18 protein-coding genes are annotated in these 24238 nt (G+C 71.1%); 5 read left to right on the forward strand and 13 right to left on the reverse strand.

Annotation, left to right across the window (positions count from 1 at the left end):
- Positions 1–53 precede the first annotated feature (53 nt).
- Positions 54–1832 (reverse strand): serine/threonine-protein kinase, encoded by a 1779-nt coding sequence (locus tag ACFU53_RS24010; protein WP_383995918.1) that lies wholly within the window; start codon positions 1830–1832, stop codon positions 54–56.
- A 453-nt stretch (positions 1833–2285) separates the two neighbouring features.
- Positions 2286–3335 (reverse strand): serine/threonine-protein kinase, encoded by a 1050-nt coding sequence (locus tag ACFU53_RS24015; RefSeq protein WP_383995921.1) that lies wholly within the window; start codon positions 3333–3335, stop codon positions 2286–2288.
- A gap of 156 nt (positions 3336–3491) precedes the next feature.
- Here ACFU53_RS24015 and ACFU53_RS24020 point away from each other — a divergent pair, with 156 nt between their 5' ends.
- Positions 3492–6377, forward strand: a complete 2886-nt coding sequence (locus ACFU53_RS24020) for a CDP-glycerol glycerophosphotransferase family protein (protein ID WP_383995924.1) — start codon at positions 3492–3494, stop codon at positions 6375–6377.
- The gene (locus ACFU53_RS24025; RefSeq protein WP_383995927.1) at positions 6374–7492 is read left to right on the forward strand and encodes a glycosyltransferase; all 1119 of its coding nucleotides are present in this window, start codon (positions 6374–6376) and stop codon (positions 7490–7492) included. Before ACFU53_RS24020 ends, ACFU53_RS24025 begins: the two co-directional genes overlap by 4 nt.
- A 100-nt stretch (positions 7493–7592) precedes the next feature.
- Here the strand turns inward: ACFU53_RS24025 and ACFU53_RS24030 are convergent, their stop codons facing one another.
- Complete coding sequence (locus tag ACFU53_RS24030; RefSeq protein WP_383995930.1) at positions 7593–8432, reverse strand: ABC transporter ATP-binding protein; 840 nt, start codon at positions 8430–8432, stop codon at positions 7593–7595.
- On the reverse strand, positions 8425–9363 hold the full coding sequence (locus tag ACFU53_RS24035; protein WP_383995933.1) for an ABC transporter permease: 939 nt from the start codon (positions 9361–9363) through the stop codon (positions 8425–8427). Before ACFU53_RS24035 ends, ACFU53_RS24030 begins: the two co-directional genes overlap by 8 nt.
- Before the next feature lie 219 nt (positions 9364–9582).
- On the opposite strand from ACFU53_RS24035, the gene ACFU53_RS24040 reads away from it, so the two are divergent.
- Together ACFU53_RS24040 and ACFU53_RS24045 are read left to right on the forward strand one after the other, a co-directional pair.
- Positions 9583–10221, forward strand: a complete 639-nt coding sequence (locus tag ACFU53_RS24040; RefSeq protein WP_383995935.1) for a TetR/AcrR family transcriptional regulator — start codon at positions 9583–9585, stop codon at positions 10219–10221.
- 104 nt (positions 10222–10325) lie between these two features.
- Positions 10326–10820 (forward strand): DUF6174 domain-containing protein, encoded by a 495-nt coding sequence (locus tag ACFU53_RS24045; RefSeq protein WP_383995938.1) that lies wholly within the window; start codon positions 10326–10328, stop codon positions 10818–10820.
- A 36-nt stretch (positions 10821–10856) separates the two neighbouring features.
- On the opposite strand, the gene ACFU53_RS24050 is transcribed toward ACFU53_RS24045, so the two are convergent.
- The 7 genes from ACFU53_RS24050 to ACFU53_RS24080 all read right to left on the reverse strand — a co-directional run bounded on the left by ACFU53_RS24050 (position 10857) and on the right by ACFU53_RS24080 (position 19050).
- Positions 10857–11801 (reverse strand): ADP-ribosylglycohydrolase family protein, encoded by a 945-nt coding sequence (locus ACFU53_RS24050; protein ID WP_383995941.1) that lies wholly within the window; start codon positions 11799–11801, stop codon positions 10857–10859.
- A 118-nt stretch (positions 11802–11919) separates the two neighbouring features.
- Positions 11920–12549 carry a hypothetical protein gene (locus tag ACFU53_RS24055; protein ID WP_383995982.1) on the reverse strand — a complete coding sequence of 210 codons (630 nt, stop codon included), beginning with the start codon at positions 12547–12549 and terminating at the stop codon, positions 11920–11922.
- Positions 12550–12569: 20 nt separating this feature from the next.
- Positions 12570–15032, reverse strand: a complete 2463-nt coding sequence (locus ACFU53_RS24060; protein WP_383995944.1) for a hypothetical protein — start codon at positions 15030–15032, stop codon at positions 12570–12572.
- Positions 15029–15463 (reverse strand): DUF6507 family protein, encoded by a 435-nt coding sequence (locus tag ACFU53_RS24065; protein WP_383995947.1) that lies wholly within the window; start codon positions 15461–15463, stop codon positions 15029–15031. The genes ACFU53_RS24060 and ACFU53_RS24065 overlap by 4 nt, the downstream gene beginning before the upstream one ends.
- A 192-nt stretch (positions 15464–15655) precedes the next feature.
- On the reverse strand, positions 15656–16627 hold the full coding sequence (gene galE, locus ACFU53_RS24070) for a UDP-glucose 4-epimerase GalE (RefSeq protein ID WP_383995985.1): 972 nt from the start codon (positions 16625–16627) through the stop codon (positions 15656–15658).
- A gap of 77 nt (positions 16628–16704) precedes the next feature.
- A complete protein-coding gene (locus ACFU53_RS24075) occupies positions 16705–18297 on the reverse strand; it encodes a glycosyltransferase (protein WP_383995950.1) in 1593 nt (530 codons plus the stop codon).
- Positions 18298–18498: 201 nt separating this feature from the next.
- Entirely contained in the window at positions 18499–19050 is a 552-nt protein-coding gene (locus ACFU53_RS24080) for a MarR family winged helix-turn-helix transcriptional regulator (protein WP_383995953.1), read from the reverse strand.
- A 129-nt stretch (positions 19051–19179) separates the two neighbouring features.
- Here ACFU53_RS24080 and ACFU53_RS24085 point away from each other — a divergent pair, with 129 nt between their 5' ends.
- Entirely contained in the window at positions 19180–19593 is a 414-nt protein-coding gene (locus ACFU53_RS24085) for an organic hydroperoxide resistance protein (protein WP_383995957.1), read from the forward strand.
- A gap of 507 nt (positions 19594–20100) precedes the next feature.
- On the opposite strand, the gene ACFU53_RS24090 is transcribed toward ACFU53_RS24085, so the two are convergent.
- Positions 20101–21729: a hypothetical protein gene (locus ACFU53_RS24090; protein ID WP_383995960.1), complete on the reverse strand. Its 1629-nt coding sequence runs from the start codon at positions 21727–21729 to the stop codon at positions 20101–20103.
- Between the two features lie 307 nt (positions 21730–22036).
- Positions 22037–24205 carry a CDP-glycerol glycerophosphotransferase family protein gene (locus tag ACFU53_RS24095; protein ID WP_383995962.1) on the reverse strand — a complete coding sequence of 723 codons (2169 nt, stop codon included), beginning with the start codon at positions 24203–24205 and terminating at the stop codon, positions 22037–22039.
- Between the last annotated feature and the right edge of the window lie 33 nt (positions 24206–24238).

Here is a 24238-nt window from a genome sequence, read left to right on the forward strand (position 1 = left end):
GCCCCCGGGTTCGTCGGAACCCGGGGCGCCCCCTTTCGTGTGCGTGCGCCGGGCTACTCGGTGACCTTCTCCCAGAGCGTCAGCTTGCCCTCGACGGTGGGCACTTCCCAGCTGTATTCGCCCGGGGTCAGCTTGCTGATCTCGTACATCGCGAGGTTGCCGTCCTTGGTGACCGTGCAGAGGCGGGAGCCCTCGGAGATGATCGCGTCCTTGCCGAAGTCGTCGGAGTTCACAAAGGAGGGCAGGACGTCGGTGTCCGCGCCCGTGCGGCACTGTTCGAGCGTGCCGCCCTCGCTCTTGCCCATCGTGGTCTCGAAGTTCCACTGGCTGTTCTCGATCGACATGTCCCGCGTCTCGTCGGTCATCTCGGCCTTGGTGTCGATGCTGGGCTGGTCCAGGTCGATGTAGGTGTAGCCCTCGGCGGGGGTGCGCAGGACGAAGGACTGGCCCTCGAAGTCCAGGGTGAACTTGGCGTTCGCGGGCACCGTGGCGGACCCGGTCGGGTTGGTCACGTCCTGCTCGGTGCCCTGTCCGTCGGAGTCGGAGTCGGTGGGGGACGAGGAGGGCGTCGAGGCCGCCTTGTCGTCGGCCTTGTCGTCGCTCTTGCCGCTGTCCTTGGTGTTGTCGCTCGTCGTGTTGTCGCTGTCCTTCTTGTCGCCGAGCACATACACGGCGGCGGCCGCGCCCGAGCCGGCCACGAGGACGAGGGCCAGCACGACGAGGGCCGCCTTCAGGCCGCGGCGGCTCTTCTTGGGCGGCGCCGGGGCCGGTGCCGGGGCGGGGGCCTGCGGGGTGAGGTTGTAGGTGTCCGTCGCCGGGGGCGGGTAGCCGTAGCCGGGGGTCGGAGCCTGGGCCTGTGCCGCCGGGCCGAAGCCGGTCATCGGGGCGGCCTGGGGTACGCCCTGGGTGGTGCCCGGGGTGTGGGCCGCCGGGTCGTAAGGCGGCGTCGCGGGGGTCGCCGGGGCGGTGGCCGGGGGCGCCGCGGGCATCTGGGGTGCCGTCGGCTGGGGCGGGGTCTGGGCCGACTGCTCGCGGCGGGCGATCTCGGCGGTGAGGGGCTGCGGGAGCCAGCCGGTGAAGTCGCTGAGGTCGCGGCCCGCCGACTCCTGGCAGAGCGCGGCCAGTTCCTCGGTGCCGACGCGCTCGGCCGGGTCGGCGGTCAGGCAGCGCTCCAGCAGGGGGCGCAACCGCTCGTCGTACCCGTCGAGTCTGGGCGGCCGCTGGGCGGTGTTGGCGATCTGCGCGGCGACGGTGATGGCGCCGCCGTCGCCGTACGGGTGACGTCCGGTGGCCGCGACCGCCGCGATCAGGCCGAGGGAGAAGACATCGGTGGCCGGGGTGACCTGCTCGCCGAGGGCGTGCTCCGGCGACATGTACTGCGGGGTGCCGATCAGGCCGCCGGACTGGGTCAGGTGGGTGGCGTCGGCGGCGCGGGCGATGCCGAAGTCGATGACGTACGGGCCCCGGGAGCCCAGCAGGATGTTGCTGGGCTTGAGGTCGCGGTGGATGACGCCGGCCGCGTGGATGGAGGTCAGGGCGCGGGCCGCGCAGCCGACCAGCTGGAACACGGCGGGCAGGGGGAGCGGGCCGAAGGAGACGAGGGCGTCGTGCAGGGAGATGCCCGCGATGAACGCCGAGGCCAGCCAGGGGAGTTCGCCGGTGGTGTCGTGGTCGACGACCGGGACGATGTGGTAGCCCTGCACGCGGCGGGCCGCCTGGACCTCCTGCTCGAAGCGGCGGCGGAAGTCGGCGTCCTGGCCGTACTCGCGGCGGATGACCTTCAGGGCGACGGGTTGACCGCCGCGGGTGTGCGACAGGTAGACCGTGCCCATGCCGCCCTCGCCGATGCGGGCCTGCAGGTGGTAGCCGGCGGTCTCTCGCGGATCCTGCGGTCCCAGCGGGCTCAGGATGTCGCCAGTGCTGGTGCTGATGGGAGCCTCCCCCGATGCGGTGCCGAACTCCTGTGCCGCGCCTGGGCACTTGGAGCGGTCCGAAGCTTATACGGCACTTATGACACTTGGGCCTGGCGTTTCGGTTCCGTGTGACTGTGGGGGTGCGGTGCTGTAGTGGGGCCTTGGTCGTGGGGCACCCGGCGCTGTCGGCTGTGCCCACCCTCCCCCCCCATCACCCTGCGGGGTCGTCTGGCGGGTGCGGGTGGTGTGTGGTTGCTCGCGCAGTTCCCCGCGCCTCTGAAAACGCCCCTGAAAACGTGGGGGCGCCCCGTGCTTTCAAGGGGCGCGGGGAACTGCGCGAGAAGCCCCACCAGCCCACACCCGACGACGCACTTATGGGTCCCGGCGGACCCTGCGGCGCCACTCCTCGTCCCGCATGGTGATCGGGGCCGTCGGTGGTAGCCGGCGGACCGTCGGGGCCTCGGAGAGGCGGGGCGGTGGGGCCGGAGTGGTCGGGGCTTCTGTCAGGGACAGCGTGCGGAAGGCTGTTTCGATGATGGAGATCGAGGTGGCGTAGGGGGCCGGTAGCCAGTTCGTGAAGTCGCGGACGTCTCGGCGGGCCGCTCCCGCGCAGTGTTCGGCAATGGCGGCGGCGGAGGGGCGGGACCCCGGGTCGGCGGTGAGGCAGCGGCGGATGACGTCGAGGAGGGGGCGGCCGATGCCGTCCAAGGTGGGCGGGGTGACGTCGGTGGCGGCGATGCGGGTGGCGATGGCCAGGGGGTTGCCGCGGCCGTACGGGTGGTGTCCGCTGGCGGCGACCGCCGCGATCAGGCCCAGCGCGAAGACGTCGGACGCGGAGGTGACCCGGCGGCCGAGGGCGTGCTCGGGGGACATGTAGTGCGGGGTGCCGATGAGGCGTCCGGCGGTGGTGAGGGTGGCCGCGCCCGCCGCCCGGGCGATGCCGAAGTCGAGCAGCCAGGGCCCGTCCGCGGCGAGCAGCAGGTTGGCGGGCTTGACGTCGCGGTGGATCACCCCGGCGGTGTGCACGGCGTCCAGCGCGTACGCGGCGCAGGCCAGCAGCTGCAGGACCGTGGGGACGGGGAGCGGGCCGTGGGTCTCCAGGGCCTGGTCGAGGGGGACGCCCGGGACGTAGTGCGTGGCGAGCCAGGGCCGCTCCGCCCCGGCGTCGTGGTCGACGATCGGCACCAGGTGGTAGCCGGAGACGCGGCGCCCGGCGGCCACCTCGCGGGCGAAGCGCTCACGGAAGGCGGGGCTGTCGGCGTACTCCGGGCGGACCAACTTCAGCGCGACCGGCTGACCGCCCCGGCTGCGGGAGAGGTAGACGGTGCCCATGCCGCCCTCACCGATCCGGGCGTACAGCGGATATCCGGCGATGTCCCGCGGATCCTCACCCCGCAGCGGCTCAGGTACCACCCCGCGCATCGACCGCCCCCTCCGCTCACGCCTGCCCTCGGAGCGTATCGCGGGACGGATGCGGCGGTGGCGGATGAGGCAACCCGTGCCCGTCCGTGGACATCTACCCAAGTGGCCCTCAACCGCACCACGGTCTATAGAGGGTAGAAGAAGCAGTGGAACGGGATGAATGGGGTGAACGCGGACGTGGACCAGCGACCCGCGATGTCCGTCGTCGTGATCGTCTACAACGACGAGGCCAGGCTGCCCACGGCCGTCCGCTCGGTGCTGGAGCAGACGCTGCGGAGCGTCGAGGTCGTGATCGTCGACGACCACAGCACGGACGGCTCGTACGAGGTGGCCGCCCGCCTCGCGGCCGAGCACCCGGACCGCGTACGGGCGTACCGACTCCCCGTGAACAGCGGCGGCTGCGGCGCGCCCCGCAATCAGGGCATCCGTGAGACCCGAGGCGAGTACGTCCTCTTCCTCGACAGCGACGACGTCCTGGAGCGCAACGCCTGCCGGAACATGCTGGAGGCAGCCGAGACCACCGGCGCCGACCTCGTCTCCGGCCTCTGCGTCCGCGTCCACGTGGACACGCGCACGCGCAAGGAGATCAAGTGGTACCCGTGGCTGTACGCCCGCACCCGTACCCTCGACTCGGTCTCCGAACTGCCCGACCTGCTGGTCTATGACACCCTGTCCACCAACAAGTGCTACCGCCGGGACTTCCTGGTCGACAACGGTCTGCTGTTCCCCGTCGGCATCCACTACGAGGACCTCTTCTTCTCCGCCCAGGCGTACGCGGCCGCCCGTCGGATCACCCTGATCCCCAACCGGGTCTACGACTGGAACGTCGTCGAGAAGGCTGAGTCCAAGTCGATCAGCAACCGGCGGGCCGAGATCGCCAACTTCGCGCACCGCATGGAGATCCACCGCCGGGTGGACCGGCTCCTCGCCGACAAGGGCATGCGGGAGCTGAAGTTCTACAAGGACGTCAAGTTCCTCAAGCACGACCTGGTGCTGCATCTGCGTGACCTGCCCTTCCGGGACGCGGCCTACCGTCGGGAGTTCGCGGAGCTGGCCCGCGCCTATCTGGCGTCGATCGACCCGGCCGCGTACGACGAGGTCGAGCCCATCCACGCCATCTGCGCCCACCTCCTGCGGATGAGCGACTGGGACAACCTGCTGCCCGCCGTGGACACGCTCACCAACCGCGACAAGGTCTCCGCGCCGCTCGTCGAGCGCGACGGACGGATCTACTGGTGCGCCGCCGAGCACCTGGACGCCCCTGGAGAGGAAGGGGAGTTCGCGCGCCGGATCCTGGACGTCACCGAACTCGGCTACCACGCCCGGCCGGTCGGGAAGCTGTTCCTGCGCAACGAGCTGACGGAGTACGAGGAGGACGCGGCGGGCAGGGGCGGCATCCATCTCGCCGGGCGGGTCACCAACCCGCTCGGGGTCATCCCGCCCGGTGCCCGGCTCACCGCCTCGCTGGAGTTCTACGCCCGCCGCCCGGGCGTGCGCTTCCAGACCTTCCGGGTGCCGGTGGCGACCGTCCGGCACGACGGCCCGTACATCACCTGGCAGGCCAGGGCCGACATCACGAAGACCCTCCGTCCGCTCGGCATCGTGGACGCCGTCTGGGACGTACGCCTCCACCTGGAGGTCGACGGCGAGCGCACCTCCAGTCGGCTCACCGCCGCCGAACCGGGCCTGGTCACCGGCGAGTTGCCGGTCCGCCCCCGTCTCACGCGGCTGGTCGCCGACCGGGTCGAGCCGCAGATCTCCAGCCGCGGCCACCTCGCGTTCCGGCTGGTCCCCGACAAGAAGGCGAACGTCCTCGTCACCCGGGGCCTGCGGGGGACGCCCGGCCGGCTGGCCAAGTCCGGCTACCGCAAGGCGAAGGCGCTGCGCAAGAAGGCCACCTCCGGAGATACGAAAATCCGTCTTTATCATGAGGTTTTCCAGCGCATGCCGATGCAGAAGCGCTTGGTGGTGTTCGAGAGCCACCTCGGCCGGCAGTACAGCGACAGCCCCCGGGCGCTCTACGAGGAGATGCGCCGCCAGGGTCTCGACTTCGAGGCGGTGTGGTCGTACACGGGCCGTCCGCAGGGCTTCCCCGCCGACGCCACCCTCGTCCGACGCTGGTCGCTGCCGTACCTGCGGGCGCTGGCCCGTGCCGAGTTCTGGATCGACAACCAGAGCTTTCCGCTGAAGCTGACCAAGCGCCCCGGCACGACCTACCTCCAGACCTGGCACGGCTCCGCGCTCAAGCGCATGGGCTTCGACGAGCCCGGCTGGAAGCTCAAGACCCGCGCCGAACAGACCGAACAACAGCGCACCCTCGACCGCTTCGACCACTTCCTGATCCGCTCCGAGCACGATGTCCGCACCCTGGCAAAGGCCTTCCGGCTGCGGGAGAAGGTGCTGCTGCGGGTGGGCTATCCGCGCAACGACGCGCTCGTACAGGCCCGAGCGAAGGCTCAGCGACCGCTGTTGGCCGCTGAGTTGGGCATCCCGGCCGACAAGAAGGTCCTGCTCTACGCCCCCACCTTCCGCCACCAGGGTCAGCGCCGCTTCACCCTCCCCTTCGACGTGGAGCGCTTCGCCGAGACGTTCGGCGACGAGTACGTCCTCCTCGTCCGCGCCCACTACCTCAACCACGTCGTGCTTCCGCCCTCGGTCCGGGGCCGGGTCATCGACGTATCGGCGCACCACGACGTGACCCCCGTCCTCGCTCTCGCGGACGCGCTGATCACGGACTACTCATCGGTGATGTTCGACTACGCGCTGCTGGACCGCCCGATGCTCTTCTTCACGTACGACTACGACGAGTACGTGCACGAGGGCCGGGGCACCTACTTCGACCTGCTGGAACGGGCGCCGGGCCCGATCGTGCGGACGGAGGACGAGCTGCACTCCGTACTGCGGTCGATGCCGCTGGACGAGCAGACGCTCAAGTACGCCGCCGCGCGGGAGCGGTTCACGGCCGACTTCGGCGAGTACGACAAGGGGACGGCGGCGCAGAGCGTCGTCGACCAGTTCTTCTCCGAGTGGAGGCACAAGTGACCGGGCGGGACGAGGCACGAGTGACCGGGCCGCGGGACGTCTTCCTGGTGTCCAACAGCGTGGACGAGATGGGCGGCGTGACCAGCTGGTCCCATCACCTGGCCCGCCTCCTCACCGAGCGCGGCCATCGCGTCCACGTCATCGGGATCACCACCCCCGAGGATCCGCACGACCTCGGTGAACTCCCGTACCCCACCACCAGGCTGTACGACGGTCAGCCGCCGGGCCCCGGCCGGGCGCGGGACGCGAGCATGCGGGACAGGGCGACCGTGCTGACCGGTCTTTTCCGGGCCGCGCGCCCAGGCGGGGTCGTCGTCGTGACCCAGGTGTGGGCGATGGAGTGGGTGAAGTTCGCCGACACCGCCGGTCTGACCGTCATCGGGATGAGCCACGAGTCCTTCGAGACCTCGCGGCGTTCCTCGCGCTTCCAGCGGGTGCTCAGGCACTACCGGGACGTCGACCGCATGCTCGTCCTCACCCGCGAGGACGCCGACCTGTGGATCGGCGAGGGCCTCAACAACGCCTCGTACCTGCCCAACGCCGTGCCCTGGGTGCCGGAGGTGCCCTCGCCGCGCACCGGGAAGGCCGTCGTCAGCATCGGCCGGCTCAGCGACGAGAAGGGCGTCGACATGCTCCTCGACACCTGGGCCGAGGTGGCCCCGCGTCACCCCGACTGGACCCTCCTCGTCTACGGCTCCGGCGACGACGAGGAACTCCTCCGCAAGCAGTGCACGGCACTGGGTCTGGACGACTCGGTGGCCTGGATGGGCCGTACGAACGACGTACCGGGCGCCCTGCGCGGCGGCTCGGTCTTCGCCCTGTCCTCCCGGGGCGAAGGCTTCCCCCTCGCCCTGATGGAAGCCATGGCGATGGCCGTCCCCTGCGTTGCCTTCGACTGCGCACCGGGCGTCCACGAGATTGTGCGGGACGGGGAGGACGGACTGCTCGTAGCCCCCGGCAACACCGGTGAACTGGCCCGCAAACTGGACCTGTTGATGACCGACAAGGCATTGCGGGACCGAATGGGCGACACGGCGAGGGAGAACATTCGGAGGTACGGGACGGAGGAGATCGTGGACAGGTGGGAGGCTCTGTTCACCTTCCTGGAGAGGTAGCCCCCTGCTTTCAAGGGGCGCGGGGAACTGCGCCATCAACCACGACGAACCCGCAGCCGCCACACCACAGTTCGCCCCCCGAGCTCTCAGGCGAGAAGACCTACTTCTTCCCCCCGGTGAACTTCTCGTACTCCTTCAACACCTCGTCCGTCGGCCCGTCCAGACGGAGTTCCCCCCGCTCGAGCCACAGCACCCGATCACACGTGTCCCGGATCGACTTGTTGTTGTGGCTGACGAGAAACACCGTGCCCGCATGCTTCCGCAGCTCACGAATCCGAGCCTCGGACCGCTTCTGGAAGGAGCGATCCCCGGTGGCGAGGGCCTCGTCGATCAACAGCACGTCGTGGTCCTTCGCGGCGGCGATGGAGAACCGCAGCCGGGCCGCCATGCCGGAGGAGTACGTGCGCATGGGGAGCGTGATGAAGTCCCCCTTCTCGTTGATGCCCGAGAAGTCGACGATCTCCTCGTACCGCTCCTTGACCTGCTCACGGGACATGCCCATGGCGAGCCCGCCGAGGTGGACGTTCCGCTCACCCGTGAGGTCGTTCATCAGGGCCGCGTTGACGCCGAGCAGGGAGGGCTGGCCGTCGGTGTAGATGCGGCCGTTCTCGACGGGGAGGAGTCCGGCGACGGCCTTGAGGAGGGTCGACTTGCCGGAGCCGTTCGTGCCGATGAGGCCGATGGCCTCGCCCCGGTACGCGGTGAAGGACACGTTTCGCACGGCGTGCACCTTGCGCACACCGGCCGCCTTCTCGGACTTCTTCCGCCGCAGGATGCGGTTGAGTGCGGCGGTGGCGGTGCCGCGCCCGGCACCGGTTCCGTTGACGCGGTAGACGATGTCGACACCGTCGACGACGACGGTGGGGACGAGCTCGGCGGCGGTGCCCTGGCCGGCTTCCTGCCGCGCGCCCGGAACGATGGGGGTGATGGTGTCAGCCACGGCCGTACGTCTCCTCAGACTTCCAGAAGTAGATGAACCCGCCGACGCCCGCGAGGAGCGCCCAGCCCGCCGCGATCGCCCACACGTGCGACGGCAGTTGGCCCCTGTGGAAACTGTCGATCAGCGCGAAACGCATGAGGTCGATGTAGACGGCGGCCGGGTTGAGTTCCAGCAGGAGGTGCACGAAGGCCGGCATGTCCCGGTCGGCGAGGATGTGGTCCATGCTGAACATCACGCCCGACGCGTACATCCAGGTACGCAGCACGAACGGCATCAGCTGCGAGATGTCGGGGGTCTTGGCGCCGATCCGCGCCATCACCATCGCGACCCCCGCGTTGAACACGAACTGAAGCGTGAGCGCCGGCAGGATCAGCAGCCAGGACGCGGCGACCGGCACCCCGAACGCGAGCAGGATCACGACCAGCGCGGCCATGGAGAAGAGCAACTGCTGGAGCTGCTGCAGGCAGTACGACAGAGGCAGCGAGGCCCGGGGGAAGTGCAGGGCCCGGACCAGGCCGAGGCTGCCGGATATGGCCCGGGTGCCCGCCATGATCGAGCTCTGGGTGAAGGTCCACACGAACACGCCGGTCACGAGGAACGGGACGTAGTCCGGCACGCCCTTCTTGGTGCCCATGAGCAGACCGAAGATCAGGTAGTAGACCGCCGCGTTGAGCAGCGGGTTCGCGATCTGCCACACCTGGCCCAGCTTCGCCTGGCTGTACTGCGCGGTCAGCTTCGCCGTGGCGAAGGCGGTGATGAAGTGCCGTCTGGCCCACAGCTGCCGTACGTACGCGCCGAGCGAGGGGCGGGCCCCGCTGACGCTGAGGCCGTACCGCTCGGCGAGCTGGGTCGGGGTCTCGGCGGGGGTGCCCGGGGCGGCCGGGGGGTTGGCCGCCGTGGGGGGTGGCGGTGTGTGGAGGACCTGGCTCACAGCCGCTGCTTTCGCTAGTGGGGGGCGTCCCGGGTGCCCGGCCGTACTCGGCGTCGTCTCACGCTTCCTTACGCCGATCTCGTACTGCTCTCGTACTGCTCTCGTATTGTTCTTGCCGTGCGCTTACGTCGGGACGGGACCGTATCGTCGCAACGCGAGAGTAAGCCGATTCGACGTCGGAACGCAACCGTTTCGTCGTCACGCCCTATGCTGTGGGGCATGACGACGAACGCCGACCCCTCCGAAGCGCAGCCGCCGCCACGGCCGCGCCGCCGGACCCCCGCCGGGGCGGCCGTGCTCCGGGAGGACGTGACCGAGGCGATCCGGGCGGCGGTCTTCGAGGAACTGGCGGCCGTCGGCTACGCCCGGATGTCCATCGAGGGGATCGCGCGCCGCGCGGGCGTCGGCAAGACGGCGGTGTACCGGCGCTGGCGCTCCAAGCTGCACCTGGTGCTCGACCTCGTCTCGGCGGTGGCTGTCCAGGGCCTGCCGATGCCGGACACGGGCTCCCTGGAGGGTGACCTCCGACTCCTCTACGAGGTCACGTCCCGCGCCCTGCGCCACCCCGTCGCCGGCCAGATCATCCCCGACCTTCAGGCCGAGGCCGCCCGCAACCCGGAGATCGCCGAGGCCATGCAGAAGGCGCTCCGCGAGGGCCAGCAGAGCGTCGCCACCGGGATCGTCGCGGCGGCGGTCGCGCGTGGCGAGGTGCGGGCGGGGGCGGACGAGGACCTGGCGCTGGACGTGATCTCCGGTCCGCTGTACTGGCGATCGGTGGTCGTGCGGGCACCGAAGCTGCCGAAGGGGTATCTGGAGAGTCTGACTCGGGCTACGGCCGCGGCGCTGCGGGCGTTGTAGGGGCGCCGGTGCGGGACGGCACCGAGAGCGCGGGGAGCCGAACGACCCGAACGTTTCGGGGGCGGGTGGCGTCATAGGCGCAGCCGCTCAGGAATGGGGTCGCCGTGACTCTCGTACGCTCCCGTGCTCGTTCCGTGTTCTTCGCTGCCGCGCTGATCGCGGGGATGGCGGGGGTGACCGCCGCCTGTGACGGCGAGCCCTCTCCTCCCGAGTCGACCGGGGGAGCGTCGCCGAAGGGCACCACGGCGCGGAACAACATCACGTGGCGCGAGCCTGTCTCGTACGTCTACACACTCACGTCGACCTCGCAGGTCCTGGCAGGGAGCTTCCGAGTGACGGTCCGGGACGGCAAGGTGGCCGAGGCCGTCGGCCTTGACGACGGCAGTCGGCAGACGCTGGATCAGGGGCTTGGCCGAATCCCCAAGATCGGGGACCTGTTGGACATGCTGGAGAAGGCCTGGCACGAGCAGGCGGACACGGCGGAGGTGGAGTACGCCGTCGGCGGGCATCCCTCGCGGATCACCCTGGACCTGGACGAGAACGCCATCGACGACGAGGCCGAGTACGTCATCAGCGCCTACGAGCCGGGCGATGGCTGAGGGCTGTCATGACCGTGGTCGTGACGCGGAAAACGATCAGTGGGCGTCCTGAGCCGCCAACCGCGTTGCCAGATGGATGAGTTCCGGCGTGCGCAGTACGCGCTCCCCATATCCCGGGAGGGGTACGTGCAGCGGCTCCAGCCACCGCTCCGGGATGGCCTCGGCGCCGTACACCGCGCCCGCGAGCCCGCCGGTCACCGCCGCGACCGTGTCGGTGTCGCCGCCGAGGTCCACGGCGGCGCGTACGGCGTCCTCGTACGAGTCGGTCGTGCGCAGCGCCCACACGGCGGAGCCGAGGCAGGGCCAGACGGCGCCGTTGAACTCCGTGGCCTGGTCCGGGTGCCAGTCGGGGGCGAGGACGACGGTGTACCGGGGGCGGTGGCCGGGGTGGAGGGCGGTCAGGGTCTCGGGGACGGCGGCGAGCGGGTCGCCCCCGGCCAGCGCGATCCGCACCAGCTCGTGGAAGGCGGCGGTGCCTTCCCAGGCTGCCGGGTCCCCGTGCGTCAGCGCGGACAACCGCCGCCCGGCGTCCATGCCGGCCGCACGCCCGTGCGGCGCGAAGTACACGGCCGAGGTGGCGGCCCGCATCAACGCGCCGTTGCCTGCGGCGCGTTGGTTGACCTGGAAGTGGATGGCGGCGGCGAGGTCCCAGGGGTCGCCGCTGGTGAGGACGTCCTCGGTCTGGAGGCCGATGTCCTTGGGGCCGGCGGCGGCCCAGCGCCGGAACCGCGCGAAGACGTCGGGCAGTTGGAGCCCGCCGTGTTCGACGAGCGATTCCCCGACGAGGACGGCCATCTGCGTGTCGTCCGTGGCTTCGCCGGGATCCCAGCCACCGCCGCCGCACATCTCACCGCCGTGGCCGGCCTGGGGGAAGCGCGCGGAGAACGCCCCTTCGGGCCCGAACTCGAAGGGCGCGCCGAGCGCGTCGCCCACGGCGGATCCGAGAACGGCGCCGAGGGCGCGCTGTGGGTCGACGGACAAGGGTGCCTGCTTCGAAGGACGTGAGGAGGGCCTGGAGGGCCTGGAGGGCGTGGAGGGGCACGGCCGGAGCCGCGCGCCGCGTACATCGGCGACGCGGGGCATGGCGGCGTGCGTGGGGTCAGAGGAGGTCGGTCAGGTCCGGGCCGTGGCCGTCGATCACGTCCGGGGTCCTGATGCCGTGGCCCTCGGCGGCGCCGAAGTACGTCGGCTCGCCGGGCTCGGCGGGGACGCCCAGCAGCGCGTCGAGCGACTGGAGGGCCGCCGAGAGGCGTGGGGCGTTCTGCCTCTCGACATCGGGATGCGGCTCGCCCCGGAAGTCGAACGGTCCCCAGATGTCGTGGAAGACGGCCAGTTCCGCCCAGATCCCGGGCACGTCGGGGGCCACCGTCAACTCGACCAGCCGGTGCTCCCCGCGCTTCTCGCCCGTCGCGTCGATCCAGGTCCCGGAACCCACGACGAGAATGCTCCCGACCGATGCGTCGGGGAAGCCGGCGGGGCGGCTCCGCTCGACGCGCTGGGGTACGTCCTCGTCGTCCATCGGCCCCTGGAGCGACATACGGGTGATGAGCCCGGTGCCGCCGCTGCCGTACACGAACCAGTCCCATTCCAGGCTGTCGGGTACGAGCAGCTCGTGCTCGCGCAGCACGGCGGACATCCGGGCTGCCACGGACAGCGCGGATTCCAGGCCGGGGGGCGCGAACTCATCGAGCTCCCACGTCCACGACGCACATTCCTTCGGGGCGCGCATGAGAAGGGACACGGAATTCCTCACGGATACGTCGGGCCGTTGGCGGGGATGGTGATCGAGCCGTCCTGGAAACGCAGTTCGAAGGTGGCGTTGGTCCTTCTCGCGTATCCCTCGACGGACCTCAGGATGTCATCGGTGACAGCGGCCTTCACGTCGTGGATGTCGAGAATGGCGACCTTCTGACCCGCGATCTCTCCGGCAAGCTGCTTGATGGCGATCTTCTTGGCGGCGGAGTTGATACCCGAGACCGACTGCACGTCCTTGAGCTGTACGCCGTACACGATCTCGTCGCCCGACTTGACCAGCACATCCAGGTCCAGTTTATCGCCCGGCGCCTTGAACTCGAACGCCACGTCCTTGACGCCCCGGGCGTGCAGATCCGCCGCATGCTCCATGGCCATGTGCACCGACGGCGTCATGTCTCCCTGTTTGACCTGGAGGAGAAGGTCCTTGTAGCCGGGCATGCCCGCGAGATCCCCACGGGCGATGTGCTCCGCGATGCCGGCTCCGTAGGGGCTCTTGCGCATCTGGGTGAGCATGCGCTCCAGGTCCTGCGGCTTGAGCTTGGCCTGGTTGAGCTGGTTCAGAACCGCGGCCTCCTGGTCCGGCTTCATGGGGCCGGTGGGAGGCGTGGGCGTCGAGTCACCCTCGCTGAAGTCCGGCTTGCCGGGTCCGTCGCCTCCGCCGGGTCCGTCTCCGCCGGGTCCGTCGCCTCCGCCGGGGCCATCTCCACCGCCAGGGCCGTCTCCGCCGGGTCCGTCGCCTCCGCCAGGGCCGTCCCCGCCGGGTCCGTCGCCTCCGCCGGGTCCGTCCCCGCCGGGTCCGTCGCCTCCGCCCGGGCCGTTTCCGCCACCGTGACCACCGCCACCGCCGGGCCTATCGCCACCGCCACCGCCGGGGCCACTGCCACTGCCACCCGGCGTCTCGGTGTGGCTCCCCGAGGGGCCCTCCGCACGTCCACCCGGCAGCCCGTCGTCGCCCACGCGCCCGGTCCCGCCGAGGTCGTCGCCCACGCGCCCGGGGCCACCGGTGCTGTCGCCGACCCGGCCCACAGCCCCGGTGCCGTCGCCCACCTTCGCCCCGGCCCCCACCAACTCCGGCTGGGGCCGCGAGACATCGACGCCCCGCTCGGCCGCGGTCCCCTCGTGCTTGATGCTGTCCAGGGACTCCCGGACCGTGCCGTCGGCGTTGTGCACCACCAGGGTCTGGGTGTCGAGGTAGACGACCTCGCCCTTGGGTGTCTCCATGCGGACGCTGTTCTCGGGGGTCAGACCGGTCGGCAGATCGTCCGTGATGTTGGGTGGATCGGCGATCTGGTACGTGCCCTCGCCGAGCTTGATGTGTGTGCCGTCGGTGATGCCGCGCAGGCTCGCCATGACATCGCCGATCTTCACCGCCGTCGTGCCGACGCCCTTGGTGATGTACGTCATCGGGTCGACGATCTTGCCGGCCTTGCCCGCGAAGGAGATGGCCTTGGCGATGGCCCCCGCCTTGCCCGCGCCGGAGACCGCACCTCCCGCCCCGCCCGTGAAGATCGTGGTCAGGACGTTGAAGGTCACCGCCCCGGCCGCCCGCGACGGGTTCTTGCCCCACTCGTCGTAGGCGATGAGCGCCTTGCCGGTCTCGACGACGGCCGTGCGCGAGTCGCGGATCCAGGAGGGCAGTTTGTCGTCGGGGGTGAGCCAGAACGCGGCGGCCGTAACGGGGTTGGCCATGATGACGATGCCGGTGGCGAGCTTGCCGAGGCCGACCCAGGCCTGGCCCGCCGCGTCCCAGCCGTTGAAGCCCACCAGTGTGCCGAGGCCCTTGATCGTGCCCCACACGCCGTCGACGACGAAGCCGACCGCGAAGTCCCAGACGTGCTCGTGGACGTAGTACCAGGGGTTGGACTCCTCGACCGGGTCGCCCCAGGGCAGACCGCCGGCGTTGTTGAGGTCCTCGCCCCGGTAGCCGTACATGTTCTCTTTGTTCGAGCCGTCGTTGACGACGAGCTGCTCACCGCCGACCAGCGTGACGATCTTGTTGTAGCAGTCGCGTTCGGCGGCCTGGAAGGCGGCGTACGCGGCGTTGATGTCCGAGCGGCGGTTGTTGTTCTCCTCGATGAGGTCGCCGTCGGCGCGCCACTCGTCGTCGCCCTCGATCTTGTTGCGGAAGGCGATCGCGTCCTGGCGGAGCTGGTCGAACCTCTGCTTGAGCGGGCCGACGGCGGCGGCGTACGTGTCCAGGGCCGAGGCCACGGTCTCCAGCTCCGTGGCGAACTCGTCGCCCTTGGCCGCCACCGGCGCGGTCGTCGCGAACAGAGCTTCCGCCTCGGGCGCCTTGTAGTACGCCGAGAGGCCGCCGAAGCGGGTGTGGATCGCCGAGCCCGAGTCCTTCAGGGAGGTGCCGGCCGAGCGGACGCCCGCGATGTTCTGGTCGAGCAGCTCCAGGTTGCCGGTGAACTCGGGGACCTCCTCCGGGATGACGGGGATGTCGTCGCTCACTTCGGCCCCTGCCCGCCGTTGCCGTCGACACCCGGCGGTGGCGGTACGACCGTCGCCTTGAGGGCGTTGGCCTGCTGGTCGGCGGCCATGTCCAGGTCGCCCGTGACATAGGCGTTGGTGGCCTTGGCCGCGCCCTGCACGGAGTCGATGGTCCGCTGCGCCATGTACGCCAGCTTCTGCTGCCGCTCCTGCAGGTACTTGCTCAGCGCCGCCGCGACCGGGCCGACCGGCACGCGCGGGGTGCCCGTGGCCACCGGCCCGATCATGGGCCCGTTGAACTGCCCGCCCGGCACGGCCGTACCGGCCGACTCCGCCGCGCTCGCCATGTTCGTCACCAGCGAGTTGGCGGCCTTCTCCAGACCGCCCGCCGCCTCACCGGTCGAGTTCAGCGTGGTCTGCACGTTGATCGGATCGATGTCCCATGCCGGCATCGTCGCTACCCCCGTAACGCCCCTGTCGGATACGTCGTACGTCGCTTGCTCGCCGTACTGCTCGTACTGCTCGTACTCGTCGTACTCGTCGCACTTCTCGTGCTCGTCGTTCGCTTCCCTCAGTACACACGCGCAAACGGCACCGAACAGTTCCCGCGTCCCGTAAATCCAGCCACATGCCTCACCGTTGCCTCAACGCGCGGGGTGGTTCACCGTCCAGCCCGCCCACGCCGAGGAGATCATGTCCTCGACGCCGTACCGCGCCTTCCAGTCCAGCTCGGCGGCGATCCGGTCCGCCGAGGCGACGACGCGCGCGGGGTCGCCGGGCCGCCGGTCGACGACCACGGGCGGCAGGTCGTGGCCGGTGAGCGCGTTGATCCGGTCGATCATCTCGCGCACCGAGACGCCGTCCCCGCGCCCGATGTTGAGGGTGAGGTCCGTGCCCGGCGCCTCGCGCAGCCGCCGCGCGGTCGCCACATGGGCCTCCGCGAGGTCGACGACGTGGATGTAGTCCCGGACACAGGTCCCGTCGGGGGTCGGGTAGTCGGCGCCGAAGATACGCGGCGGGGCGCTCTCGGACAGCTTCTCGAAGACCATGGGGACGAGGTTGAAGATGCCGGTGTCGGCGAGTTCGGGGGCCGCGGCGCCGGCCACGTTGAAGTAGCGGAGCGAGGCCGTCGACAGGCCGGTCGCCCGGCCCGTGGCCCGTACCAGCCACTCGCCGACCAGCTTGGTCTCGCCGTACGGGCTCATCGGCAGGCACGGTGTGTCCTCGGTGACGAGGTCCACATCGGGCATGCCGTACACGGCGGCGGAGGACGAGAAGACGAAGGACGCGACCCCGGCGTCGGCGACGGCCGACAGCAGGGTGCGCAGGCCCTCGACGTTCTCCCGGTAGTAGTGCAGCGGCAGTTCGACGGACTCGCCGACCTGCTTCTTCGCCGCGAGGTGGACGACGCCGGTGATGCCCCGGTCCCGGATCACCCGTGCCAGCCGCACCCCGTCGAGGGTGGAGCCGATCTCCAACGGCACGCCCTCGGGCACCCGGTCGGCGATTCCCGTGGACAGATCGTCGTAGACGACGGCCTCTTCGCCCGCGTCGAGCATCGCGCGCACCACGTGCGCCCCGATGTATCCGGCGCCACCGGTGATCAGCCAGGTCATGGACGACCGTCCCTTCGTAGTCATGGCGATGTCGTAGCGATGCCCCAGCGATGATGCGGGTGCAATCAGGTCGGGTATCAGTGAAGCAGGCGTTTGAGGCGACGGCGTATCACTTCGGTCAATCCTCGCCAACCGGGCGCGATCCGTACGGCGAGCGCCCCCGCGTGGGTCGCGTACGGCTGCACGAGAAGCACGCCGTGGCGCGTGCTCGGCAGTGCGCTCCGGTGCAGCAGCCCGGCGCCCGCGAGGGCGTGCGCGGTGGTCTCCCGGTGGCTGCCGTCCCTGAACCGCAGCCGCAGCCGGAGGTCCCAGGTGCCGTTGCCCAACGCGGCCAGATCCAGTGGGACTTCGGCCGTCCAGCTGTCGAAGTCCGGCTGGGCCGCGAGGGACGCCGTGCCGGTGAACCCCACCCGCCCGTCCTCCCGTTCGGTGAACTCCGCCTCCACACTCTCCGGCTCCGCCTCCGTCATCCGCCCGTACAGCTCGTGCAGTCGCAGCCGGAGCACCGTCCCCCGCGCGCGTGGTCGCAGTTCCGCGTCGACGGCGGCGGGCAGCAGGTGCACGGGGCGGACGAGGAGGTGGTCCAGATCCACCTGGGGCAGGTCGGCGGACCAGACGGGGGAGCCGTCGCCCGCGCGCGCGTAGGGCGGGGTCAGCCGGGCCGGGCGGGCCGCGATCTCCTTGAGGCGGGCCAGGTCGCGCGGCTCCTCGGCGGCGAGGATCACCCGGGCGACGACCCGGCCGGGCGCGGGCGCCGGCGTGAAGTCGCCCTCGTCGAAGGAGGCCAGGTACGCGCGCGTCAGGGCCCACCACTCGCGCCGGTACTCCGCGCCGCGCAGGTCCAGCTCGCGCGCGTACATCCGCAGCGAGTGGTCGAGGAAGCGTGTCCGGGTGGCCCGCGCCAGCCGCTTCTCGCCGGCGCCCAGCAGGATGTCGTACGACATCCGGTCGGCCTCGATTCGGGCCCGCCAGTTGGCGATGCCGGAGCGGTCGAGGGAGATGGACAGCCGGGCCGCCGACCGGCGCACCTGCCAGACGTACACCGGGTCGGGGACGAGCGCGACGCGCGGCATGGCGGCCAGTAGGCGCGCGCCGAACACGAAGTCCTCGTACGGGAAGCGGCCCTCGGGGAAACGGATCGCACGCTCGCGCAGGAAGCTGGTGCGGTAGAGCTTGTTGACGCAGAGGGTGTCGTGCACCAGGCGCACGCGCCGAGACGGGTGCTCCACCAGCGTGCGCCGGGCGTACAGCTCGGGCTGCCAGGGGGTCTCGCGGCCGGACGGCAGCTCCTTGCGCACGCACAGCCCCGACGCGACCGGCGCGTCGTGCTCCAGGGCCGCGCCCAGCAGCGCGTCCACGGCACCCGGCGGCAGCACGTCGTCGCTGTCCATGAACATCACGTACGGCGAGGTCGCGGCGTCCAGCCCGTTGTTGCGCGGGGTGCCGCAGCCGCCGCTGTTGGCCGGGCGCCGGATCACTCTCAGGCGGGGCTCGTCCTCGGCCAGCCGCTCCAGCAGCTCCCCGCTGCCGTCCGTGGAACAGTCGTCGACCGCGATCACCTCACGGACGGCCGGCCCTTGGGCCAGCGCGGAGCGCACGGCGTCCGCCACATGGGCGGCGTCGTCGTACCCGATGACGACGACGGAGACCTGCGCCTGCTGAAGAGCCATGGTTGCCCCGCACCCGTGAGAGATATGTGTGCAATCTTCCCTTAAAGGCGGCTTCGCGGCCCCGTGGGGAAGATGGCGCGCGGGAGGACGGGGTTCCGTTCGAGGTTGTGGGGATTGTGTCGGTGCGCTCGGATGGCTCGAATAGGCCGAATGGCTCGGATCGATCGCCGGGCGGGGCGGCCCGGCGGCCGCGGTCGGCGCCTAGCCGACAGCCTTCGTCGCCCCCGTTGTCCCCGTCGTCCCCATCGACTCCTCCAGTGCCGCCTCGTCCAGTGCGGCCGTCAGGCGGTCCAGGCGGTCGCGCAGCTCGCGGATCTCGTCGATGTCGAAGGTCGTCGCGGAGACGATCCGGCGCGGCACGGCCAGCGCGCGCTCCCGCAGGGCGGTGCCCTCCTCGGTCGGCCGCACCACCACCGACCGCTCGTCGCGGGCGCTGCGCTCGCGCCGTACGAGACCGGCCGCCTCCAGGCGCTTGAGGAGCGGCGAGAGGGTCCCGGAGTCGAGCCGCAGATGCTCGCCCAGCTTCTTCACGGGCAGCTCGCCCTGCTCCCACAGCACCAGCATCACCAGGTACTGGGGGTAGGTGATCCCCAGATCCTTCAGGACCACGCGGTAGACGCTGTTGAAGGCGCGCGAGGCGGCGTGCAGGGAGAAGCAGATCTGCCGGTCGAGACGGAGGAAGTCCTCCTCGGAGACCTGCCCGGAGAGCTCCTCGGAGATCTCCTCGGGCATGGGGGCGGCACTCGTGGTCATGGGTCCAGGGTAACTCCTGTCCGTCATTTAGTTGTGGGCAATTGAATTGCGTGCTCTACTGGAGTCCGTGAACGGCGGTCGGACCGGACCGCCGGACGTGACATGACCTGTGAAACGGATGGTTCTCCCATGGACGCGCTCTACACCGCTGTCGCCACCGCCACCCACGGCCGCGATGGTCGCGCCGTCAGCAACGACGGCAAGCTCGACCTCGACCTCGCCCTCCCGGTGGAGCTGGGCGGCAACGGCCAGGGCACCAACCCGGAGCAGCTCTTCGCCGCCGGCTACTCCGCCTGTTTCGCCAGCGCCCTCGGTCTCGTCGGCCGCGCCGCCAAGGTCGACGTGAGCGAGGCCGCGGTGACCGCCGAGGTCGGCATAGGCAAGCAGGGCGAGGGCTTCGCCCTCAAGGTCACCCTCCGCGTCGAACTCCCCGACACCGTCGACGAGGCCACCGGCCGCAAGCTCGTCGAGCAGGCCCACCAGGTCTGCCCCTACTCCAACGCCACCCGCAACAACATCCCGGTCGAGCTGGTCGTCGAGTAGGTCCGGCGATTCGGACGGGGCTGAGACCTGTCTTTTCAGGGGTGGTAGCTGCTCGCCAAGGAGTGCGCATGAGGTCGAATTAACTCGATCGTGTGATGGTCGGCTTCCGGGCTGGCGTTGTCCTGGGCCGTTTGGGTTGGCGTGATCTGCGATCTGCGATCTGCCATCTGGGACGCGGGGTACGGCGTCAGCGTGCGGGGCCCGGTGTTTCACCGGTGTGATGGTGCAGGGCCTCTCCGTCGCCTCTGGCTGTACCTATGTGGCCGGGTCGTGCAGGGCTGTGTCCATCAGCGGCCTCCGGCCGCGGGGGTGTCGCCACCCCGGGGACGAGTACGCCGGGGACCAGCTCGCCCAGGACCGTTCGGGGCGCGCGGCTGAACGGGCTCACTCCCGCTCAGTCCACAGGAACGGTACGGGCCGTATCACCGTGCGGCTCCGCCGCGCGGGCGCGACGAGCCCCACAAGCCCCCACCGGCTGTCACATCGCGGATCGCTCCGAACCTCCTCCTACGGAGCGATCCGCGCCAGCACTTCCCCGGTCCGCGGACTCCAGTCCACGACCACCGCCTCCTCCGGCACCCGCTGCCACCGAGTCAGCAACAGCCACTTCACCCCGTACCGCCGCGCGACGACCACGCGCTGATCCCGAGTCGACGCGGGGTCGAGGTAACCCCGGACATCGGCGTACCGCCGCACCCGCTCCCCCTCGTCCAGCGCGGGATCGGGCCACGTGGGCGCCGCCATGTTCACCCCGTACCCCGCGATCGCACGGCCCGCGAAGTACCCGTCGGTGATCAGCGCATCCCCCGCCCGCACATGCCGCGCAGCCCAGTCGTACGAAGGCCACCGCGGCGGCTGGTCGAAGCCGACGGGGTCGAACGCGGCCGGCACGACCGCCCCCGCCTGCACGGTGAGGAACCCCACGCACGCCCCCGCGACCGCCGCACCCCCCAGCGCCCGCCGCGCCCACCCCCACGGCCTGGGCGCCGCCAGCTCCACCGCCAGGGCGAACTGCGCGGGCACGGCCGCGAGCCCCAGAACCCTGCCGTACGTGTAGTGCCCGCTGACCCAGCCGTACGCCACGACCAGGCACTCCAGCGCGAACATCAGGACCAGCGGGTCCCTCGGGGACCTGCGCCCCCGTGCCCACAGCGCCGGCAGCCCGAGCAGGGCCAGCCAGAGATGTCCGGCCATGTCCTCGTAGAGGCGCCGGTGCATGCCGTCCACGCCGGTGTTCCCGGCCAGCGACAGGATGTCGTAGTACGGCCAGGAGACCGCGACCGCCAGGGCGGCCCCTCCCGCCAGCGCCCAGCGCCCCACCAGCGGCCGCCGCCACCCCCGCTGCCAGGCCGCCACGATCGTCAGGGCCCCGGCCACCGAGGCCACGGCCGTGATCGGGTGCACCAGCAGGATCAGCCCGTACAGCGCGCCGATTCCGGCGTACGCCCAGACGCTCCCGAGGCCGTTCGGCCCGACGCACCGCACCCGCCGCGAAAGCCCGCCGCCCCGCGCGCGTGCGCCCGTCCATGCCCACGCCCAGAACGTCAGCCCGATGGCGAACGCCGACGGATAGCCGAGGGTCGTCGTCATCGACATCAGCCCGAGATAGCCGCTCCACAGGACCCGCTCGGTGCCCCACAACACCGTCATGAACAGCGGGGCGAGGACCGGCGCCCACGGCCGGGGCGTCAGCACGCGCACGAAGCGGCCGATCCCGGTGAGCAGCACCAGCAGGTTCACCGGCCCGGCGAGCTTCACCAGCGACCAGCCGCTCAGCCCGGTCAGCCGCGCGAGGACGCCCTGTGCGACGGCGTAAGGGGAGTAGTACGGGCTGCCCGCGCCCGGTAGATCGGCGGTCGGGTGGGCCGGGTGCAGCAGGTCCCAGCGGAGCCGCTCGACGACCGCCGCGTGCTGACCGGCGTCGCAGCACAGCGGCACCCGCCAGTACGCCAGCGTCATCACCAGCCAGAACAGCCCGCCCACGACGAGATACGGAGTCGGCCGCCGGGTCAGCCGGGTGCGGCCGCCGTGCAGCGCGGTGGCCCCGAGCGCGAGGCGACGGCGGCGCCGGACGCGCGTACCGGCGTCCAGGGGACCGGAACCGGAATCGTCGTCGGTCTGGGCTGGCTGGGGCATTTGCCGTGTATTCCCTGTATTGCCACACGGGTCAACGGCTCAGCTCGCGGTCACCACATCGAGTGAGCTTCGGGTGGCGGTGACGCGCTCCAGCAGCAACGGCAGCACCGGCCGCGGCCGCGACGCGCCCTACGCGCCCGCCACCAGCGCGGCCAGGAACGGCGGCTGGGTCAGCTGCCGACGCCCCCACTCCACCCAGAAGCCGAACTCCAGACGCAGGAACACTCCGGCCACAGCCGGCCCCGGTGACTCGCGAACCGGAGCAGCGCGAAGCCGGGGACGATGACACTGAAGCGGGGCATGTCCGTCAGCTCCTCACGAGGGTCGCGGCGGAGGGCGCCGGGGCCGGGGTGCGCTCGGCGAGCGGCACGACGGGCGGCAGCGCCTCCGGCCGCTCGCCGAGGAACACCCGCCGTACGACCCGCTCGGCCGCCCGCCCGTCGTCGAACTGGCAGAACCGCTCCCGGAAACCGGCCCGCAGGGCGTCGGCCTCCATGTCCGCGTACGAGCCGTCGCGGAACAGATCCGCCAACTCCCGCTCGGTACGGGCCACATGGCCGGGCGGCGCGGCCGGCAGGTCGAAGCAGACGCCCCGGGTCTCCCGGTAGACGTCCCAGTCGTCCGCGAGGATCACGATCGGCCGGTCGAGGTTGGCGTAGTCGAACATCAGGGACGAATAGTCGGTGATCAGCGCGTCGGCGGCGAGACAGACGTCCTCGGTGGAGCGGTGCGCGGTGACGTCGATGATCCGGTCACCGACTCGCCCCTTGCCCCTGCGGGCCGTGCCGCCGGCGTCGTGGAGATGGTGCGCCCGCAGCAGCACCACGAACCCCTCGCCCACCGCCTCGCAGAACGCCTCCAGATCGAGCCGGGCGCCGTGGCCGGTGGCGTGGTCGCGGTGGGTGGGGGCGTAGAGAAGGGCCTTCTTGCCCTCGGGAACGCCCAGGTCGCGCCGGGCGCGCGCCACGTCCGCGGCCGTCGCCGTGTAGTAGACGTCGTTCCGCGGACAGCCGTACTCCAACTGCTCGTACGTGCCCGGGAAGGCCCGCTCCCAGGTCTCGGTGGAGTGCCGGTTGGCGGAGAGGCTGAAGTCCCAGCGGTCCACGCGCTTGAGAAGACCGGTGAAGCTGCCGGACGCGGCGGCCACCACCGGGCAGGGGGACTGGTCCATGCCCATCGCCCTCAGCGGGGTGCCGTGCTGGGTCTGGAGGTGGACGCTTCGGGGGCGCTTGACGACCGCGTCCGCGAAGTCGGCGTTGTCGACGAGGTACTTGGCGCGGGCGAGGGCCCGCCAGTGGCGCGGGCTGCCGATGACGGCGTACTCGACGTCCTTCGGGAGACGGTCCACCGCGTCGGGCTCGACGAGGAACACCGAGCGGAGGCGCGGGGCGAGTTCGCGGGCCTTGGCGTGGATGGCGGCGGGGTTGCAGGTGATGCCGCGGTCCCGGTACGCGCAGTACACGGCGAGGTTCCTGTCCAGTGGCAGGCGGCGCTGGGCGGCGTACAGGGCGCGAGTCAGGGGCGCGCGGGGGCGGGGAAGCGCTGCCAGGGCTCCGGCCGCCGCCCGGTTGGCGGCGCACAGGGCCCGGAAACCGGCGTACGAGCCGGTCGCGAGCAGACGGTGCTGTACGCCGAGGCTGCCGCTGGGCGGGTGGAAGCCGGCCGGGCGGTGGTGGTGGTAGAGGTGCGTGGCGCGGGAGAAGAAGGCGCGGCGGTGGTAGGCCGGGAGCCGCTCCGGGTGCGCGGCGCTCCACAGCACGACCGCGAACAGCTGCTCGAACAACGCCTTCGACACGCCCTGTTCGGCCGTGGCCCTGGCGAGCACCAGCTCCACCTGGTCGAGGAGTTCGAGCTGGTGCTCGCCGGGCGCGTTCAGCCGGCTGCCCTGTCGGCGCAGCAGGTGCCGGACGCAGACCGTGCCCCGCAGCTCGGCCGTACGGTCGGCGGCGAGCGCGACCAGGCCGCTCCAGCCGAGATCGGTGAAGTGCCCGATGGGGAAGGTGAGTTGGCGCTCGGTGAGGAAGTCCCGGCGGTAGGCCGCGCTCCACGCCGGGGTTCGCAGACCGGTCGGGCGCACGATGGTCGTGCCGCCCTCCCACCAGTGCGTGCGTTCGTGGGCGAAGTACAGGACATCGGGGTCGCCGGCCTCGCGCAGCCGGTCCGCGATCGCCTGCAGCGCACCCGGCGCGAGCGTGTCGTCCCCGTCCAGGAACAGGACGTACGTCCCGTGCGCCGCCGCGATTCCCGCGTTGCGGGCCGCGCTCAGCCCGCCCGAGGGCGGCGACTCGACGGGGGCCACCCGTGTGTCCCTGGTGGCGTACGCGGTGCTGACCGCCCCCGCGGGTGAGTCCGCCGCCGTCTCATGCACCGGAATCAGCTCGAAGTCACCGAACGGCTGACCGAGAACCGACTCCAGAGCGAGCGGCAGGCGCCCTTCGACACCGTATGTGGGGACGATGATGCTGAAGCGGGGCATTCTTTCCTTTCGGGGGAACTGCGCGAGCAACCA

The organism is Streptomyces sp. NPDC057474 (assembly GCF_042802555.1).
Lineage (GTDB): Bacteria > Actinomycetota > Actinomycetes > Streptomycetales > Streptomycetaceae > Streptomyces.

Excerpts from the sequence above, each read along its gene's own strand:
- ACFU53_RS24010 (WP_383995918.1), bottom strand. The coding sequence starts at position 1,832 with ATGGGCACGGTCTACCTGTCGCACACCCGCGGCGGTCAACCCGTCGCC.
- ACFU53_RS24015 (WP_383995921.1), bottom strand. The coding sequence starts at position 3,335 with ATGCGCGGGGTGGTACCTGAGCCGCTGCGGGGTGAGGATCCGCGGGAC.
- ACFU53_RS24020 (WP_383995924.1), top strand. The coding sequence starts at position 3,492 with ATGAATGGGGTGAACGCGGACGTGGACCAGCGACCCGCGATGTCCGTC.
- ACFU53_RS24040 (WP_383995935.1), top strand. The coding sequence starts at position 9,583 with ATGACGACGAACGCCGACCCCTCCGAAGCGCAGCCGCCGCCACGGCCG.
- ACFU53_RS24055 (WP_383995982.1), bottom strand. The coding sequence starts at position 12,549 with ATGCGCGCCCCGAAGGAATGTGCGTCGTGGACGTGGGAGCTCGATGAG.
- ACFU53_RS24065 (WP_383995947.1), bottom strand. The coding sequence starts at position 15,463 with ATGCCGGCATGGGACATCGATCCGATCAACGTGCAGACCACGCTGAAC.
- galE (WP_383995985.1), bottom strand. The coding sequence starts at position 16,627 with ATGACCTGGCTGATCACCGGTGGCGCCGGATACATCGGGGCGCACGTG.
- ACFU53_RS24075 (WP_383995950.1), bottom strand. The coding sequence starts at position 18,297 with ATGGCTCTTCAGCAGGCGCAGGTCTCCGTCGTCGTCATCGGGTACGAC.
- ACFU53_RS24080 (WP_383995953.1), bottom strand. The coding sequence starts at position 19,050 with ATGACCACGAGTGCCGCCCCCATGCCCGAGGAGATCTCCGAGGAGCTC.
- ACFU53_RS24085 (WP_383995957.1), top strand. The coding sequence starts at position 19,180 with ATGGACGCGCTCTACACCGCTGTCGCCACCGCCACCCACGGCCGCGAT.
- ACFU53_RS24090 (WP_383995960.1), bottom strand. The coding sequence starts at position 21,729 with ATGCCCCAGCCAGCCCAGACCGACGACGATTCCGGTTCCGGTCCCCTG.
- ACFU53_RS24095 (WP_383995962.1), bottom strand. The coding sequence starts at position 24,205 with ATGCCCCGCTTCAGCATCATCGTCCCCACATACGGTGTCGAAGGGCGC.